Genomic DNA, 16,859 nt, shown 5'->3' with positions numbered 1-16,859 from the left:
TATCAGATCCGGAACTTTGTCTCCGATATTGTTTTATGCTTTCTCAATCTTAATTGCGCATACCTTATATTCAGGAATTCTTGCGTATTTGTCAAGTGCGGCGTTGGTCAGCCAGTTTGCATTTCCATCCGGGAAGTGGAATGGCATCCAGCTCTCACCCGGTGAGGTCTTTGTACCTACACGAGCGGTAGATTCAATGGATCCTCGTCTGGAAGAAACTCTGACTTTATCACCGTTTTTGATACCCAGCTTATCGGCATCTACGATGTTCATTTCGATAAATGACTTACCTTCGATCTCCATAAGCTCAGGTGTCTTTCCTGTCATGGCTCTTGTTGTGTAATGATACAGAATACGTCCTGTCATGAGGATGATTGGATATTCCTCATCCGGAAGCTCTGCTGACGGTACATATTTTGCAGGATAGAACCAGCCAAGACCGCGGGAGAATTTACCAACATGCATGATCGGTGTTCCCGGATGATCCTTGGAGGTACATGGCCACTGAAGTCCCTGTCCATGAACTTCTTCACTGTCAAGACGTTCATGGCTGATACCTGCGAAGCTCGGTGTCAGGGATGCGATTTCATCCATAATCTGAGCAGATGTCAGATGTGGCTGCGGATATCCCATACGGTTCATCAGATCAATAATAATATCTGTATCCAGTCTCATCTCGCCAGGCACTGTGACAGCCTTGCGGACTCTCTGTACGCGGCGCTCTGTATTGGTAAATGTACCCTCCTTCTCTGCATAGCTTACGCCAGGAAGAATAACATCTGCATACTGAGCTGTCTCTGTCATGAAAAGTTCCTGAAGTACAAAGAAATCAAGACTCTTTAATGCTTTGATAATGTGTGTGGTATCCGGATCAGTAACTACCGGGTCCTCACCATAAATATACAGACCCTTGATCTCGCCTGTGATTGCCTTCGGGAATACATCAGTTGCATGAGTTCCGATATTCGGATCAAGTTTTACACCCCATGCTTTCTCGAATTTCTCACGAACTGCAGGATCAGTAACCTTCTGATATCCCGGATATACGTTCGGCTGAGCACCCATATCGCAGGCACCCTGTACGTTATTCTGTCCACGAAGCGGGTTAACACCACAGCCTTCACGTCCAAGCTTGCCAACCATCATTGCCATATTGGACATAGACATAACGCCCTCTGTACCTGTGGAATGTTCGGTTACACCAAGGCAGTAGATGATAGGAGCACGGTCAGCTTTTGCATACATGATCGCTGCTTTTCTCAGATCGTCTGCATCAATATGGCAGATCTCTGCTACTTTCTCAGGTGTGTAATCTTTTACGATTTCTTTTAATTCTTCAAAACCTTCGGTACGCTCTTCGATAAACTTGTCATCCTGAAGTCCCTCTGAAAGAATTACATTCATAATACCATTTGCAAAAGCAACGTTTGTACCAGGTTTCAGTTTCAGATGAATATCTGCTTTCTTTGCAAGACCAATGTCACGCGGGTCAACTACGATCAGCTTGCAGCCTCTCTTGACTGCCTGGCGGATCTGCATACCAACTACAGGATGTGCTTCCTCAGGGTTTGAACCAACCAGCATGATCAGGTCAGCGTTCTTTGTGATATCCTCGATCGGGTTTGTCATGGCACCGGAACCAAGAGTCATTGCAAGACCTGATACGGATGCGGAATGACATACACGGGCACAGTTATCTGTGTTGTTTGTGCCGAAGCAGCAGCGAACCATCTTCTGTACCATGTAGATATCTTCGTTCGGTGATCTGGAACATGCAAAACCTGCAAGGGAATTAGAACCATACTGTTTCTTGATCTCCATAAATTTGGAAGCAACAAGATCCAGTGCCTCATCCCATGTTGCACGTTCAAATTCACCTGTTTCTTTATTCTTGATCAACGGATATTTGATACGCTCCGGTGAATGTACGAAATCGAAGCATCCGCTACGTCCCTTAACACAGAGCAGTCCTTTGTTGGAAGGTCCGTTTACAGCTTCTGTATCTACGATCTTTCCGTCTTTTACAAGGAGATAATACTGGCAGCCTGTTGCACAGTGCGGACAGGTAGTCAGAACCTTCTTGTCAATCTGATATGGACGATATTTCTTTCTGCGCTTCATAGTCAGAGCGCCTGTCGGACAGGCCTGCACACAGTTACCGCAGGATTCGCAGATACCTTCGTTCCATTTATTCTTATAATGTGCACCGATCACAGACTGGAAGCCACGGTCCATAGTGTCGATCGCGCCTCTTCCTACGATTTCCTTACAGGTATTCACACAGCGATGGCAGAGAATACACAGACTTGGATCATAGGTAAAGAATTTATTGGTATCATCAATCGGCATATCCTTCATTTCACCAGGATAGCTTGTCTCAGTTACACCATATTCAAAACAGTAGTCCTGTAATTTACAGTCACCATTCGCTTCACATGAGAAACAGTGTACACGATGGTCTGAAAGAAGGAGGTCAAGAGTATCTTTACGATAAGCAACTACCTTCTCTGACATTGTCTGTACTTCATCGCCTTCTGAACAGCGAAGTGTACATGCCGTATCAAATTTGGTTCTTCCATTGTTTGTTACTTCTACCACGCACAAACGGCAGGAACCATCCGGCAATACATCTTCCAGATAGCAGAGTGTAGGAATCTCCACTCCGATCTGTCTGGCAGCCTGCAGAATAGTCGTACCCTTCTCTACCTCTGCAGGAATTCCATCTATAGTCAAATGAATCATCTTTTCACCCTCCTTAATTCACAGAAATTGCGCCGAATACACAATTTTCCAGACATGTTCCGCACTTAATACACTTGGAGGTATCAATGCTGTGAGGCTCTTTCTTATTACCTGTGATCGCACCAACCGGACAGTTTCTCGCACACTTGGTACATCCTTTACATTTCTCAGGATCAATTACATAAGAACGCATTGCCTTACATACATGAGCTGCGCACTTCTTATCTACAATATGCTCTACATATTCATCACGGAAGTTCTTCAATGTGGAAAGTACCGGAAGCGGTGCACTTTTTCCAAGTCCGCAGAGTGAACGATCCTTGATAAAGTTTCCAAGGTGCTCCAGTTTATCCAGATCTTCCATCTCACCTTTGCCGTCTACGATCTTCTCGAGGATCTCAAGCATACGTTTGGTACCGATACGGCAAGGTCCGCATTTACCGCAGGATTCTCTCTGAGTAAAGCCCATGAAGAATCGTGCTACCTCAACCATACAGGTATGTTCATCCATAACTACCAGACCACCGGAACCAACGATCGCACCGTATTTCTTAACAGAGTCAAAGTCAAGCGGTACATCCAGATGTTCTTCTGTCAGACATCCGCCGGATGGTCCACCAATCTGTACAGCCTTGAATGCTGCGCCTGCCTTCAGACCGCCGCCAATATCAAAGATAATCTCTCTTAAAGTTGTTCCCATCGGAACCTCGATCAGACCTGTGTTCTCAATAGAACCTGTCAGTGAGAATGTCTTTGTTCCAGGTGAACCCTCTGTACCGATACTTCTGTACCAGTCTGCCCCTTTAAGAATGATTTCCGGAATATTTGCATAAGTTTCTACGTTATTCAGGACTGTAGGTTTCGCCCAGAGTCCCTGTTCAACTGTACGAGGCGGTTTTACACGAGGCATACCTCTGCTTCCTTCGATAGAAGCAGTCAAGGCAGAACCTTCGCCACATACGAAAGCACCTGCACCACGGTTGATATGCATATGGAAAGAGAATCCTGTTCCAAGGATATCATCGCCTAACAGTCCGACTTCTTCCAGAACTGCGATCGCATGTTTCAGTCGTGCTACAGACTGCGGATACTCCGCACGTACATAAATATATCCATGCTGTGCTCTTACTGCGTAAGCTGCAAGCATCATACCTTCGATCAGCCGATAAGGATCACCTTCCATTACGGAACCATCCATGAATGCTCCCGGGTCACCCTCATCACCGTTACATACTACATAATGAACAGGATCTGCCTGACGGGCTACCTGAATCCATTTCTTACCTGCCGGGAAGCCACCGCCTCCACGTCCGCGGATACCGGATTTATCAACCTGATCGATAACCAGATCCGGATCCATCTCAAACATTGCTTTCTCCAGAGCCTGGAAACCGCCGCTTGCTATGTACTCATTCAGAGATTCTGCGTCAAATTTACCACAGTTTTTCAGAACGATTCGTGTCTGTTTTGCAATAAACGGAATATCTTCCGGTCCACGGCTTACTTTGCCGCCTTTCTGATAAAGCAGTCTCTCGATTGTTTCATTGCCCTGAACACTCTTCTCAAAAATCTCCTGGCAGTCTTCGATCTGAACCTTTGTATACTGGATCACATCGTCACCCTTCTGGATACGAACCAGAGGTCCAAGTTCACAGACACCCTGACATCCTGTTTTCTTCACACCTACGTGTGCGTCTTTGTCATGAGGTCCGAACTCAATTGTTACTCCAGGGGCATCCTTGGCGATCTCCATGAATTTCTCATAGATTTTCTGGGAACCGGTCGCTACACATCCGGTACCTGAACAGACAAGGATACGACAGTCATAGGAATCAAGCACCTTAACGGCTTCTTCTCTGACCTGGTCTAATGCTTCTTTATTCTGGATCATCCCTGTTCGCCCCCTCTCAGTTTATCGATCAACTCATCTGCCTTCTCAGGTGTCATTCTCGGATGTACATCCTCATTCACCATCATAGTCGGTGCAAGACCGCATGCACCAAGACAGGAAACGGTTTCTACCGTAAACATCATGTCATCTGTGGTTTTCTTTGTTCTGGAAAGCCCCAGTTTCTTATACAGTTCTTCCAGAACCGGTATAGACTTTCTTACATGACAGGCTGTTCCGTCACAGACCTTGATCACGTATTTACCTTTCGCATCAAATGAGAAATTCTCATAGAATGTTGCCACACTGAAAGCTTTCGCTTCTGTTACACCGATCTGCTCTGCCACATATGTAAGTAACTCCCCTGGCAGATATCTGTACACTCCCTGAATGTCCTGCATGATCGGAATCAGTGATGCCGGCTTTTTACCATAGAAAGCAATGATCTCGTCCGCTTTCTGATAAAATGATTGATCTAGCATTTCGCACCCTCCTTATACCTTCTTTTCTCTTTTTATTGCACTCTATACATATTGTAACGTTAATTATAAGCTTTTTTCGTCATTTTCACAAGCACATTTATAGAATTTTTCTAATTTTTTATTATTTTCCTCTATAGATGTTTGTTTTGTTTGTTTAATTTTTATCATCTTTGTTCAACAATAAACCATCTCAGATACAAACCAAACTAAACTGAGTCAAACTGAACTGCCGTTCTTTCTTTAGAGCGTGTCTGAAAAAGGCTTTCTGCAAGATGTGCGTCACACTTTGCGGGAATGATTTTTCAGACACGCTCTAAGCTTCTCATTTAAATTTTTTATAGCAGGACTGCTATAGATCCCAACAAAAAAACAGACCGTATTTTATGAGATTTATTTCATAAAATATGGTCTGCCTGTTTCATGCGTTCTTTTTATTGAGCCTGGAAATAATATCCAACGCCCCATTTGGTGTGTACATACTTCGGTTCACTTGGATTGGTTTCAATCTTCTCGCGAAGACGACGGATATGTACATCCACTGTACGTACATCACCCGGGTATTCATACCCCCACACAATGTTCAGCAGGTTCTCGCGACTGTAAACCTTATTCGGATTAAATACCAGGAGCTCCAGTACATCAAATTCCTTTGCTGTCAGATTAATCTCTTTTCCTGAAATAAATACACGTCTGCCTTCACAATCCATACGAAGATCGCCCACCTGAATGCTCTTTGCCTTTTCTTTCTCCTCGTGGTCGCTTCCCGCACGGCGCATGATCGCTTTGATACGTGCCTTAACTTCCAGGATATTGAACGGTTTGGTGATATAATCATCCGCACCATATTCAAGACCAAGGATCTTATCCATATCCTCGCCCTTAGCTGTCAGCATCACGATCGGCACATTGGAAAATTCGCGGATCTGCTGGCATACTTCCAGCCCGTCCATCTTCGGCAGCATCAGATCCAGAAGGATAATATCATATTTTTTATCTTTTGCTTTCTCTACTGCCTCTTCTCCATCATAAGCGCAGTCTACCTCCATACCATCCTGCTCCAGACTAAAACGGATTCCTTTTACGATCAGTTTCTCATCATCTACTACCAAAACTTTCCTGCTCATTCGGTTCTCCTTATCCTACTACTATCTCATCTTTTATCTTTGCAAAAGTACCTTCTTTGATACCCTGCACATTCATAATATCCTCTATCGCAGCAAATGGCCCGTTCTCTTCTCTGTAGGCAATGATCGCCTGCGCACGTGTTGCACCGATCCCCGTCAGCGTAGTAAGCTGAGCTTCATCTGCTGTATTTATGTTGATCCTGTTATCCTGCTGAACCTGAGCGGTCATCCCCGTGTTCTGTCCTGTCCCGGCACTTCCATTCATCTGTCCATCTGATGCCCCGGACATCTCTGCCGGATCCAGTCCCTGCCGCTCCATCTCTTCCTGTGTGAGAATATAAAGCTGCTGTCCGTCTGTCAGAACTCCTGCACGGTTTACACAGGTCAGAGCTGCCTCAGGAAGATATCCTCCCGCCGCCTCAATCGCCTGAAACACCCGGCTTCCGGCTGCCAGCTGAAAGACTCCCGGATTTGCAACTGCTCCGCAGACATCAACATAGATCATCGCCTGCTGCATTTCCCTATCAGAAACTGCTTCTGACCCATTATCTATATCAACATCTGAAGTATGTTTCCCGGAATCACTTCCTGTCCCATTACCTGCATCTGAACCATCTGATTCTGCCTGTTTTTTCCGGAACTCTGCAGAATTGCCACCATCATTCTGTCGGTCTTCTGTATCAGCTTTCTTCTCATCTGTATCTTTCTTCGACTTCTGTCCTGATGTTTTCTCTTCTGATGACTCCGCATCCACCTCTGCTTTCGCTTCCTGCAGTCCTTCAATCAGAAACTGTGCCTCTCTGCTCTTACATCCTGTCAGTCCTGTAAGAAACAAAGTTCCGCACAATATCAGCATCACAGCATAACAACATCTGTTTTTTATTTTTATCATAAGGGTCCTCCTCTTATTTCTCAGAGTAAGAGTCCCCCCTGTCCATAATGCCACCCTTATTGTAACGAAATCTTAAATATTTTACAATAGTAAAATCTTATTTTTGCCATTTAAATATAATAATTCCGGAAATCGCTATCAGCAATCCAAGGATTTTGCGCCATTCAAATGGTTCTTTGTCTACTCCAAACAACCCGGCCAATTCAATTACATAAGCAACTGCCAGCTGCGAAATAACGATCAGCATTGCTGCCTTTGCCGGTCCAAGTGCTCCCATACTCTGGATTACTGTAATTGTAATAAACGCTCCGATCACACCACCAAGGAGTGTATATTTATTGTCCACCTGCCAGAGTGCAGCTACACTTTCCCGTCCTGTGAAAAGCCAGGCCAGAACACAGACTGCAAAAGCTGACAGCTGCACCCAGCCGGTTGATACCCAGAGACTGGTCTGCTTTGTCACTTCTGTATTAAAAACACCCTGAATGCTCATCAACGCTCCCGAAATCAGCGCCACTATAAATCCCCACATAAACTTCCCCTCCTGATAACCTGATAAATTACAAAACCGTTTTCGTTTTCTTATGTCGAAAAGAGGCACCGCTGTTTAGCAGTACCTCTTTTATTCTTTATTATTAGTTTATTCTGTTTTACAAATATTATTCCGACTGATTTTATGCAGTAACAGCTAGCATTCACTCCCTGATTGATAACGATATTTTTATTCGGTTACAGTTGACCCGGTTGTATCCGAATAAAATTCGACATCTCCTCCCCATAAATTACAGCACTGCAGCCTTTCTGCTTTTTACTCTGATACATTGCCCTGTCAGCCTTTCTGTATAACTGATCAAAAGAAACCTCTTCATATCCATCATAAAAACACGCACCCAGACTTATTTCTATGTTCTTCCCCTGCATCTCTATGATATCTATCTGTCGGATATTTTCAAAAAATCTCTCAAAAAATTTCTCTGCTACCCTTTGTTCCAGCATTCCCGGTATAAACATGGCGAACTCATCACCTCCGAGCCGCAAGACCACATCACTGTCACGACATGTTTTCTGTAGTTTCTCCGCAACGGCTATAATCACCTTATCTCCTACAGAATGCCCGTAAGTGTCATTGATGGATTTAAATTTGTCACAGTCGATCAGGCAAAGCAATCCTCCTGTTTTTTCCTTTAAAAATTCAGTAATCTTTTTTTCTCCGCTTCCACGATTACATAATCCTGTCATAAGATCTGTCTGCGCCAGATAAATCAGCCTGTTCTCACGCTTTTTTTCTTCTTCTATACACTCAATACAGAAAAGTACATGCAGAAGTTTTCCATCTTCATCGTAGTCTACAGGAATAAATCTGCTTCGATTCCAGCCTGATATTTTATCTGTAAATTCATGTGTTATGCTGTTTTCTCCAAGAAGCCGTTCTTCCAGCGTACTGATATCTACAAACTCCAGTGATTCCTGAAGTTGTGATTCCGTACACATTTTCTCAGCGATATTCTTGATATGTCCGCAAAAATCATCTCTGATTTCATATTCTCCCATTTTAAAATCTTTTCCCAAATATTCCGCAATCTGATCTGTCATTTTTATAATATGATATCTTTTTGTCTGCACATCAACCAAATACATAGATGCATAGATTTTGGAAAGCGACGAATAACTGCTGAGCTTTGCCTCTTTATTTGACTTTATAAACGAATTACGCAATTTCAGAAATGAGATAAGAAGCGTTCCTATCATATCCAGAAAAGTAGTAAGTCCCCTGTAATCACTCTTTGGAGGATTATCCACACCGAAAAACCCACTTATCTCATCTTTATAACGCAAAGGACATACCACCACATTTCTCACATTCTGCGCTTTTAACATATCATACGATGCACGATGTTCTTCTTTGATATCTTCTATATCAGTAATAATGATACTTTCGCCTTTGGAAAACGTATCATACCACCACTTTATTACGTCCATATCGACATTCTGCAATCTGTCTATCTCAGGAATTACTCCCTGTGCACACCATTCATACGTATTATCTGTGCCATGTCTTTCTTTACAGTCTTCGAAAATATATATTCTGTCAGAACCGATATGTCTGCCGAAAAAACGGATAAATTCATTAATCTGCTCGTCAGGTGTATGGTAATTGAGTGCGGATATAAGTGCTTCATTTATGACCAGTTCATACTTTATGATTGTCTTCATGTTGTTTTCCTCCTGAATGTCGTTCTCATCTTATTTTTCTACATTCAAGCCAGATGGAAAGTCCTTCTTTTATTTTCTGCTCTTCCATTTAATGTACTCCCATTTGTTATCCTCATTATAAAAGAGTCAGAATTTTTTTCAATAATTCTGTCACGAAACGACAGAAAATGACACGAATTGTAAATCTATGGTATTGTTTTGTGATATACTGTTACCGGATAAATACTCTCAAACTCCTCATACTTCATCCTCTGCCTCTTCATAATCCTCATAAGACTCAATCTCTGCATAAAGATGTGTGTCTCCTTTCACATCTTCCTCTGGCTCGTACAGTTCTTTACATTCCTTATCTGTATACATAATGTAATAAGAATTATCGTCATGAAGCATGATCCATACATGATTATCTGCTGGAACCGTGATTGCATAATCCTTTTCCTGCTCTGTACCAGGAGCTGCAGTAACTGTCACATTACGTACATCACCTTCTGCTTTTTCTGCTTCTTCGTACTTTTCACAGAGATCTGCTACATCCTCAGGTCTGTCCACGCCGTAGGAGAATTCCATCTTCGAAGCTTCTTCTGAAGTGCCGTCCTTATGATTCAGAATCTGAGTATGTTTCAATGGTCTGTAATCATCCGAAGCAACCACATATTCCATAGAAATCCAGTCTCCCTCTGTGTAGGATTCTCCATCTCCCTGAGAATTCAATGCGCTCTGCGTAAGTTCTTCAGGTACCTTTGTCTGTATAATGATCGTATCACCATCTTCCTTCAGATCCGTCACTTCTTCCTCTATAGTTTCATCTGTGTAAAAGCTTATAAGATCATCTGCATTTCCATCTGCTTCATCAATATACAGACAGGAGAGATACTCATCTCCTTCTTTTCCGTATTTTAATTCGCCATCTTTATAGAGCATCTGGGTAGTACCATACATATCTACATACATCACTTCAGAATCTTCATAGTCATATACCTTTGTATTCTGCAGTATATATTCACAGGTAGCTTCATAGCTTTTATGATTGCTTACAAGACTGTCTGTTTCTCCTGCTTTCATCATCTGTTCCAGTGCATTGTCTTTTGTCAGTTCAGGTAACGTATCCGATGCCTGGACACTCACACATCCTGCTCCCAGAGTTCCCATAATCAGTGTCGTCACAATAATCATTCTTTTCTTCATTTTTTAGTCTCCTTTTCTTATATTTTTTCCTTTACGATGCCAGTAAAAGCGAACTTTCGGACATATATACCGTATCAAAAGCTCTCCTCATTTTGACAGTTTTCTGTATCTATATTATTTATGTTATTTGAATTTGACTTCCCTGTCTATATTTTTGCGTGAATAGTCAAAATATAGCGTAAAAAGACCTCTGTCTGGTTTGATTTTACCATCTGCCAATGGTATACTTTTTTTAATAAGTAACCTGGCCATTATCTATCTTTACGACAGGAGGTCTTTATGATAGCATTGCGTTATTTCTGCGGATTTTCTCTTCAGATTCTTCCTTATGCATTTTTCTGTTTGTATCCATTCCGGGATCGTTTCCGCCTAAGCACAAAAAAGACAATGCTCATGGCACTGTCCATTTTTATTGTAATGGTCATTCCGTTTTCTCTTATCGCACAGTTCAACATTGGCGGTGATTACAAAGAGCTGATCTGGAATGTTATTTTTTATATTGCCCTGCTACTGTTCGGAGTGTTGTACTGCTTTATCATCCAGGCAAAAATAGCAGAAAAACTATTTGTATTTTTTGTTGTAATGAGCTACGGATTCTTTGTCACAAGTACTGTTACTTTTTTGCACCGTACTTTCCGGTTCCCATCCGACCATTTTATGTATCCGCCCCTTGCACTGATTCTCACACTTATCATAAATCTGCTTCTTGCGAAACCATTTCTCATGCTGATGGAGCGAATCCGTACTATGATCAACGCTGATCTGGAATCACGTATCTGGAAGATTCTCTGCTCCCTCCCTGCTTTGTTTATTCTAATTGCCAGTATTGCACAGTTCTCAAGCATAATAAATCTTTCCAATAATATAGTTGTCCATGTTATGTTTGTACTGTTTGCAGTATTTGCTTTCATGGTGTATGCCGTATTCTTCAGTGTCATGGAATACATCCGCAGTAAACAGGAAGAACAGCGGATTTCCGAGCGCATACTGGAAAACTACCGGAATCAGGCAGAAAACAACGAACATATTCTGGAAATACACCATGAGATCCGGCATCATATGAATGCCCTGTCCTCCTATCTTAAACAGGAGGACTATGCAGGTGCCAGACAGTATATACAGAAATTTACTGAAGAAGCCGAACAGCTTCCTTTTGTCACCTACACAGCCAATGCTCTGGTCAATTCCATCCTTTCAGAATTTGCAGAACGTGCCAGCCGTTATAAAGCCATAGTGGAGTACAGTATTATCATTGGCAGAAGACTCAACATGGAAGACATTGATTTGTGCCGGATGTTGACAAATATATTGGAAAATGCAGTAGAAGGGTGTCAGAAGGTTTCTGAAGGACAGCGGGTCATCCGGCTGAATCTCCATTCAAAGGGAAATTTTCTGTTTATTAAATGTGAAAACTCCTGCAATGAGGATAACTTGAGAATCACGAATGGAAAATATAAATCCAGTAAAAAGAACAGTGACAGACACGGTTACGGTCTTAAGATCATCAATGGAATCGCCGAAAAATACAATGGTATACTGAGCGTACAGGTACGTGGCGGCTTTTTTGCTGTAACAACAACGCTTTGTCTTGACGAAAATAACGAATAATAGGAGGCTTTCACTATGTACCATATTGTCATCTGTGATGATGAACCGATTTTTTTAACACAGATATCAGAAATGATCAGCGATATTTTAGCATCCATGGGAGAATCCTGCGAGATTCGAAAATATACTTCTATTGCAGAATTAAAAAATACATTGCAGAATACTCCCAAAAACTGTGACATTCTGATTCTTGATATTATGCTGGGTGAAAACAATGGGATCAGCTTTGCAGAATGTCTCCGTGACACCAGAAACCAAATTCCCGTTATCTTCATTTCCAGCAGTGAGAAATTTGTATTCGATGCATATTCTGCTGAACCTGTAGGTTATATCCTCAAGCCGGTCAGCCGTCAAAAACTTGCAGAAGCACTAACCCGTGCAATCCGACATCTGATCCCGAAATCCATTATAATCGACACTCCGTCCAGAACTGTATCCTTTCATATCAGGGATATTACCTATATTGAAATAATCAATAAAGAACTGCAGATTCACCTTCAGGACGGTACTGTCACGAAGATATATAAATCCCTTTCTGCAGTCCGTGAAACTCTGCCGAAAGATATCTTCGTGCAATGTCACAGATGCTACATTGTTTCTCTGTATGCTGTCCGTTCAATCAGACGCTTTGAAATCACACTGAATAATCATGAAATAATCCCGGTCAGCAAATACAGCTACCGGGATGTCCAGGAACAATTACAGCAATACGCTGCAAAATGGTTTTAATTTCTCCAAACAACAGAAAACGGCGGTCTTATCGACCGCCCCTTGTTTTCTTTAGTATCAGTCTATTCAGTTACGAAAAAATCATACAGCAAATTTCTTCATTGTGGAATATGGACTGTAAACTCTGGATTTATCCTTGGAGGTCTTATTCCAGGAACGTACTGTCACATACCAGGTACCTTTCTTTACGTTTGTAAAGGTTACTGTTACGGTATTTTTGCCTTCTGTACGTTTCACATATTTCTTAATCGGATACTTCTCTCCTGCGGAGGTCTTGTATTTGGTTCCGAGCAGAATCTCATAACCTGTGGCATTTTTGCATTTTGTGTAAGTAACAGTCACTGTGTTTCCTTTTACAGTGATATTCTTGATCTTTGGCTGCTGTGGTGTGACAACTGTGATCTTGATCTTTTTAACCTTTGTCCAGGAACCATAGACCTTATTGCCCTGTGCATCCAGAACCCAGCTTCGGGCTGCCACATACCAGGTACCTTTTGCCAGATATCTGAAAGATGCCTGTGGCTTGCCGGTTGAGGAAATTGTTTTGCTGAATTTACCGGTCTTAAGCATATCTGATTTCCTGCTGATCACGAAGTCATAACCCTGAGCACCGGCACATCCTTTGGCAAGTTTGACAGTAAGCTTGTTTCTGTCAATGGAGTAGCTGGAAATCTTTGTGTCGGCAGGTCGCAGGTATGTACCGTTTTCATCTGTGATACTTCCGTCTGTGTGAATAACTCTGCCATTGAGGGATTCTGTACCAAATGCTATGAAATAATCCTGTCCTTTGGAAAGGGTAAAGTCAGCATATGGAATGCTGTCCTCAAATGCACCGCCTACAGTTACAGTCTGGATACACTGCAGAACCCCATTCTCAACATCATACCAGAACAGATTTGCCATAAGTCCTGCACAGGAGGCATCTGCTTTTACAGAAAGCACAGCCGGAAAATCAAAAGTTCCGTTTCTTCCAAGATGGAAACCGAAATCATTCTGGTTTGTGGAAATCAGGCTGTATAATGCTGCCGGGATATATTCTGCTGTGTTTGTAACAGAAAGATCGGTATCTGCAGGTGTTTCTGCTGTAATGGAAGTACCGTTAATCTTCCAGATGAAACCATTCTCCATATCAAGATTCAGGGAAATATCTTTTCCTTTTATCCCGGATAAAACGGAAGCAGGAAGTGTCCTGGCACCATTCATGATAATGGAGATGGTATCTTTTTCTTTGGATGTCTTGATCAGATCATTAACAGTATCCCAGCTTTTCTTCTGGAAACTTCCCTCAATGTAAGGTTCCCCGTCACCAAGCTTTCCGAGATTTTTTGTATCCTGATGTTTGCATCGTTTACAGGTGTAAGTTATGATTCCGTCAATTTCTGTAGTTGGTTCTGTAGTGATAACGCCGTTGTCATAGTCATGGCCGTATGCGGAAATGGTATAACCATACGAAAGTGTTTCATTACAGTCTGTGCAGTAGGTATCTCCGCTATATCCGCTGGAAGTACAGGATGGAGAGGAGTAATAACGTCCGGCGGTGTGTTCGTGCGTGCATTGACTTCTGGTGATTGTGTAAGTAATAGATTCTTTTTCGTAATTCCCCTTATCGTCGCCATTGTAAACTGCGGTAGCTGTAATGGGTTTTCCAACTTGTAATTCCTGATCAGGATTAACATCGTTATCCCATTTCCAGTCAGCCGAAAAAGGATTGGTAATGTCTCTGATCTTTTTACAGGACCATAGAACGGATATAGTAGTTTTATTAGGATCTACTCCTGGTGCTACAGGGGCTTTTTCAATAGTAAATGTCCAATCTCGACTTTCTAATCCATTATGTGCAAAATAGGATTCACTTGCCGCTATCTGAGCTTTTACAGTATATGTGCCTGCATTTACAGGAGCACCTTGGAGCGGTTCGGTGGTATCTTTGATATCATCGTAATTACCTTTATAATATACCAATGATATTTTTCTGTTATTTTCATGTGTAGGTTTAAATTTAAACTCTAATGAGGCTTCTTTAGGCTGACCATCGTAAGTAAGATTTACAGGGGACTTAAATATAAAATCATCAACAACTTGAGCAGCTTTAAATGTGTTGGTAACGGTGTCGAATGAATAATTCCGTGTTCGAGATTCTGAACCGTTTTCTGGGTCAAGTATAATCAAATAGCTGTTTGTAGAATTGCCTTCGAGCTTGGGTAGCCAAACATACAGATTAGTGTCATCAGGGTCGAGAGAGGAATGGTTTACAGGCTTCCAATTACCTGTTCCAGGTTTGATTGTTACGTTCGCATTTTCGGGATTTTCAATAGTACAACAGTAAACCTCTTTCCCTTTGTTTGTTGGGGAACCGGATACAGAAGAGGCTTTTACCGAGCCGCCATTAATGGTAATATTATTACTGCCAGCGCCTCCCTTGCCGCCACCAATTCCGGCACCATTCGTAGAACTAGCAGTTACAGAACTACTATTAATGGTAATATTTTTGCAAGAATTTCCTTCGCCGCCACCAATTCCAGCACCATTCGTAGAACTAGCAGTTACAGAACTACTATTAATGGTAATATCACTGCCACTGCCAGCGCCGTAAAGGCCGCCACCAATTCCGGCACCATCCGTAGAACTAGCAGTTACAGAACTACTATTAATGGTAATATCACTGCCAGCGTGTTGCTTGCTGCCACCAATTCCAGCACCATACTTAGAACTAGCAATTACAGAACAACTATCAATAATAATATTACTGCAAGAGCCGGAGCCGTAATAGCCGCCACCAATTCCGGCGCCATCCCCATCGATACTACGAGCATTTAAGATTCCTGCAGTAGCGTCTGAATTATTGGTTTTTATTATAAGCTGAGCTTTGTTATCTTTCTGTAAACCGGCATTATAGTTATTCTTTGTTATAAGACTATTTGTGCCTGTTAAATGGATAGTGACTGCAGCCTCCACATCTCCCTTTATTTGCAATGCCGAACCAGCAGATGTATTGATACTTACGTTATTAAGATAAATGTTGATTTTGTCTTTCGCCAAAATATTTGTTCCATCAACCACAATTCTATTTCCTGTTTCCTGGCTACATATGAATTTGTGATCTCCTGCCGAACTTATAGTATAAACTCCATTCACAACTTTATTGCTCGTAGTTAAATCAATTTCTCCAGCTTGTTCATTTTCCGCAGCAGCCATTGCCTCATCGGGGGCATCATTAAATTCAGGAACCTCTTCTGAACTGAATACAGACAGTTCCTCATCTGTCTCTCCTACAGCTTCCTGCTCTTCATTGGTAAAAATCTCCGGAGTTTCTTCCTCAGACACTACATCCTGATTTCCGGAAGTAAATTCTTCCGCAAATATGGTCTGGGGGGGCATATTTGTAGAACACAGTGCAAGTGCCAGAATCCCGGCTAATAACTTTTTCCTCATGCTTTCCACCTTTCCTTTCTTTATACATGATCTTCTGCGTCTTGACTCTTTTGTCCTCTTTTTCTGAATTTGATACATAATGCGGTAATCACGACTGCCATATTAAAGGAAATGACAGCCACCAACACATAGCCGCCTGCGTCCTCATGCAGCAGAATTGTGCCGTACATTCCCGTAACGTTTATTGGCTGGCTTTGCATTATCCCCGTTGCTCCCACAAGAGACAGGAATAACAGGGTACACAGAACAGACAGCCGGCAGACTGCGCGCCGCTCCTGGCGGCGGTGGTATTCATGCATTCGCTTTTTTACCAATTCGATACGGGTTTTGGTATCGTACATGCCTTCCAACCTCCTTCCCAAAAAACAGTCTAAAAAAGTCTTTCACTTATATAGGTACAAAAAAACCGAAAAACTCTCACCTGAAAATCAAATTTTTTCAAAAAAACCTGCTAACAAAAGTCAAGTACTTTTAAGCAGGTTTTTAAAATTATTTCTTTAATCTATTTTTGTGTACAACAAGAAGACTGGCGTTATTTCCAGTCTGTATAATTACATCAGATG

12 protein-coding genes and 2 pseudogenes are annotated in these 16,859 nt (G+C 42.1%); 3 read left to right on the top strand and 11 right to left on the bottom strand.

Annotated features, from left to right (window positions below; translation table 11 throughout):
- Nucleotides 1-33 precede the first annotated feature (33 nt).
- From fdhF to KQI87_RS17500, 4 genes and pseudogenes are all read right to left on the bottom strand, one after another.
- The gene (fdhF, locus tag KQI87_RS04750) at nt 34-2,742 is read right to left on the bottom strand and encodes a formate dehydrogenase subunit alpha (RefSeq protein WP_216459108.1); all 2,709 of its coding nucleotides are present in this window, start codon (nt 2,740-2,742) and stop codon (nt 34-36) included.
- Between the two features lie 13 nt (nt 2,743-2,755).
- Nucleotides 2,756-4,633, bottom strand: coding sequence for an NADH-quinone oxidoreductase subunit NuoF (locus KQI87_RS04745; RefSeq protein ID WP_216459107.1), 1,878 nt, complete (start codon nt 4,631-4,633; stop codon nt 2,756-2,758).
- Entirely contained in the window at nt 4,630-5,112 is a 483-nt protein-coding gene (locus KQI87_RS04740) for a complex I 24 kDa subunit family protein (RefSeq protein ID WP_216459106.1), read from the bottom strand. Before KQI87_RS04740 ends, KQI87_RS04745 begins: the two co-directional genes overlap by 4 nt.
- A gap of 206 nt (nt 5,113-5,318) precedes the next feature.
- Nucleotides 5,319-5,402 (bottom strand): annotated as a pseudogene (locus tag KQI87_RS17500) (DUF6783 domain-containing protein); the annotation flags it as partial.
- Between KQI87_RS17500 and KQI87_RS17495 the strand changes: the two are divergent.
- Nucleotides 5,377-5,442 (top strand): annotated as a pseudogene (locus KQI87_RS17495) (DUF6783 domain-containing protein); the annotation flags it as partial. The pseudogenes KQI87_RS17500 and KQI87_RS17495 sit on opposite strands and share 26 nt — an antisense overlap.
- Nucleotides 5,443-5,543: 101 nt before the next feature.
- Here the strand turns inward: KQI87_RS17495 and KQI87_RS04735 are convergent.
- The 5 genes from KQI87_RS04735 to KQI87_RS04715 all read right to left on the bottom strand — a co-directional run bounded on the left by KQI87_RS04735 (nt 5,544) and on the right by KQI87_RS04715 (nt 10,527).
- Entirely contained in the window at nt 5,544-6,236 is a 693-nt protein-coding gene (locus KQI87_RS04735; RefSeq protein ID WP_216459105.1) for a response regulator transcription factor, read from the bottom strand.
- Between the two features lie 10 nt (nt 6,237-6,246).
- Nucleotides 6,247-7,128, bottom strand: a complete 882-nt coding sequence (locus tag KQI87_RS04730) for a helix-hairpin-helix domain-containing protein (protein WP_253292370.1) — start codon at nt 7,126-7,128, stop codon at nt 6,247-6,249.
- 97 nt (nt 7,129-7,225) lie between these two features.
- Nucleotides 7,226-7,660 (bottom strand): DMT family transporter, encoded by a 435-nt coding sequence (locus tag KQI87_RS04725; protein ID WP_216459104.1) that lies wholly within the window; start codon nt 7,658-7,660, stop codon nt 7,226-7,228.
- A 197-nt stretch (nt 7,661-7,857) separates the two neighbouring features.
- A complete protein-coding gene (locus KQI87_RS04720) occupies nt 7,858-9,342 on the bottom strand; it encodes a sensor domain-containing diguanylate cyclase (RefSeq protein ID WP_216459103.1) in 1,485 nt (494 codons plus the stop codon).
- Nucleotides 9,343-9,579: 237 nt separating this feature from the next.
- The gene (locus KQI87_RS04715) at nt 9,580-10,527 is read right to left on the bottom strand and encodes a hypothetical protein (protein ID WP_216459102.1); all 948 of its coding nucleotides are present in this window, start codon (nt 10,525-10,527) and stop codon (nt 9,580-9,582) included.
- 279 nt (nt 10,528-10,806) lie between these two features.
- Here KQI87_RS04715 and KQI87_RS04710 point away from each other — a divergent pair, with 279 nt between their 5' ends.
- Together KQI87_RS04710 and KQI87_RS04705 are read left to right on the top strand one after the other, a co-directional pair.
- Nucleotides 10,807-12,135, top strand: a complete 1,329-nt coding sequence (locus tag KQI87_RS04710) for an ATP-binding protein (RefSeq protein ID WP_216459101.1) — start codon at nt 10,807-10,809, stop codon at nt 12,133-12,135.
- Nucleotides 12,136-12,150: 15 nt separating this feature from the next.
- Nucleotides 12,151-12,864: a LytR/AlgR family response regulator transcription factor gene (locus tag KQI87_RS04705; RefSeq protein WP_216459100.1), complete on the top strand. Its 714-nt coding sequence runs from the start codon at nt 12,151-12,153 to the stop codon at nt 12,862-12,864.
- 81 nt (nt 12,865-12,945) lie between these two features.
- Here the strand turns inward: KQI87_RS04705 and KQI87_RS04700 are convergent, their stop codons facing one another.
- Together KQI87_RS04700 and KQI87_RS04695 are read right to left on the bottom strand one after the other, a co-directional pair.
- Nucleotides 12,946-16,296, bottom strand: a complete 3,351-nt coding sequence (locus tag KQI87_RS04700; RefSeq protein WP_216459099.1) for a carbohydrate-binding domain-containing protein — start codon at nt 16,294-16,296, stop codon at nt 12,946-12,948.
- Nucleotides 16,297-16,316: 20 nt separating this feature from the next.
- Nucleotides 16,317-16,637 (bottom strand): hypothetical protein, encoded by a 321-nt coding sequence (locus KQI87_RS04695; protein ID WP_216459098.1) that lies wholly within the window; start codon nt 16,635-16,637, stop codon nt 16,317-16,319.
- Nucleotides 16,638-16,859: the final 222 nt, after the last annotated feature.

Origin of the sequence: Blautia sp. MSJ-9, from assembly GCF_018919065.1 — a bacterium.
Lineage (GTDB): Bacteria > Bacillota > Clostridia > Lachnospirales > Lachnospiraceae > Blautia_A.
The sequence above is the reverse complement of the archived record's forward strand: the minus strand, read 5'-3'. Positions and strand labels throughout refer to the sequence as shown.

Excerpts from the sequence above, each read along its gene's own strand:
- fdhF (WP_216459108.1), bottom strand. The coding sequence starts at position 2,742 with ATGATTCATTTGACTATAGATGGAATTCCTGCAGAGGTAGAGAAGGGT.
- KQI87_RS04745 (WP_216459107.1), bottom strand. The coding sequence starts at position 4,633 with ATGATCCAGAATAAAGAAGCATTAGACCAGGTCAGAGAAGAAGCCGTT.
- KQI87_RS04740 (WP_216459106.1), bottom strand. The coding sequence starts at position 5,112 with ATGCTAGATCAATCATTTTATCAGAAAGCGGACGAGATCATTGCTTTC.
- KQI87_RS04735 (WP_216459105.1), bottom strand. The coding sequence starts at position 6,236 with ATGAGCAGGAAAGTTTTGGTAGTAGATGATGAGAAACTGATCGTAAAA.
- KQI87_RS04730 (WP_253292370.1), bottom strand. The coding sequence starts at position 7,128 with ATGATAAAAATAAAAAACAGATGTTGTTATGCTGTGATGCTGATATTG.
- KQI87_RS04725 (WP_216459104.1), bottom strand. The coding sequence starts at position 7,660 with ATGTGGGGATTTATAGTGGCGCTGATTTCGGGAGCGTTGATGAGCATT.
- KQI87_RS04720 (WP_216459103.1), bottom strand. The coding sequence starts at position 9,342 with ATGAAGACAATCATAAAGTATGAACTGGTCATAAATGAAGCACTTATA.
- KQI87_RS04715 (WP_216459102.1), bottom strand. The coding sequence starts at position 10,527 with ATGAAGAAAAGAATGATTATTGTGACGACACTGATTATGGGAACTCTG.
- KQI87_RS04710 (WP_216459101.1), top strand. The coding sequence starts at position 10,807 with ATGATAGCATTGCGTTATTTCTGCGGATTTTCTCTTCAGATTCTTCCT.
- KQI87_RS04705 (WP_216459100.1), top strand. The coding sequence starts at position 12,151 with ATGTACCATATTGTCATCTGTGATGATGAACCGATTTTTTTAACACAG.
- KQI87_RS04700 (WP_216459099.1), bottom strand. The coding sequence starts at position 16,296 with ATGAGGAAAAAGTTATTAGCCGGGATTCTGGCACTTGCACTGTGTTCT.
- KQI87_RS04695 (WP_216459098.1), bottom strand. The coding sequence starts at position 16,637 with ATGTACGATACCAAAACCCGTATCGAATTGGTAAAAAAGCGAATGCAT.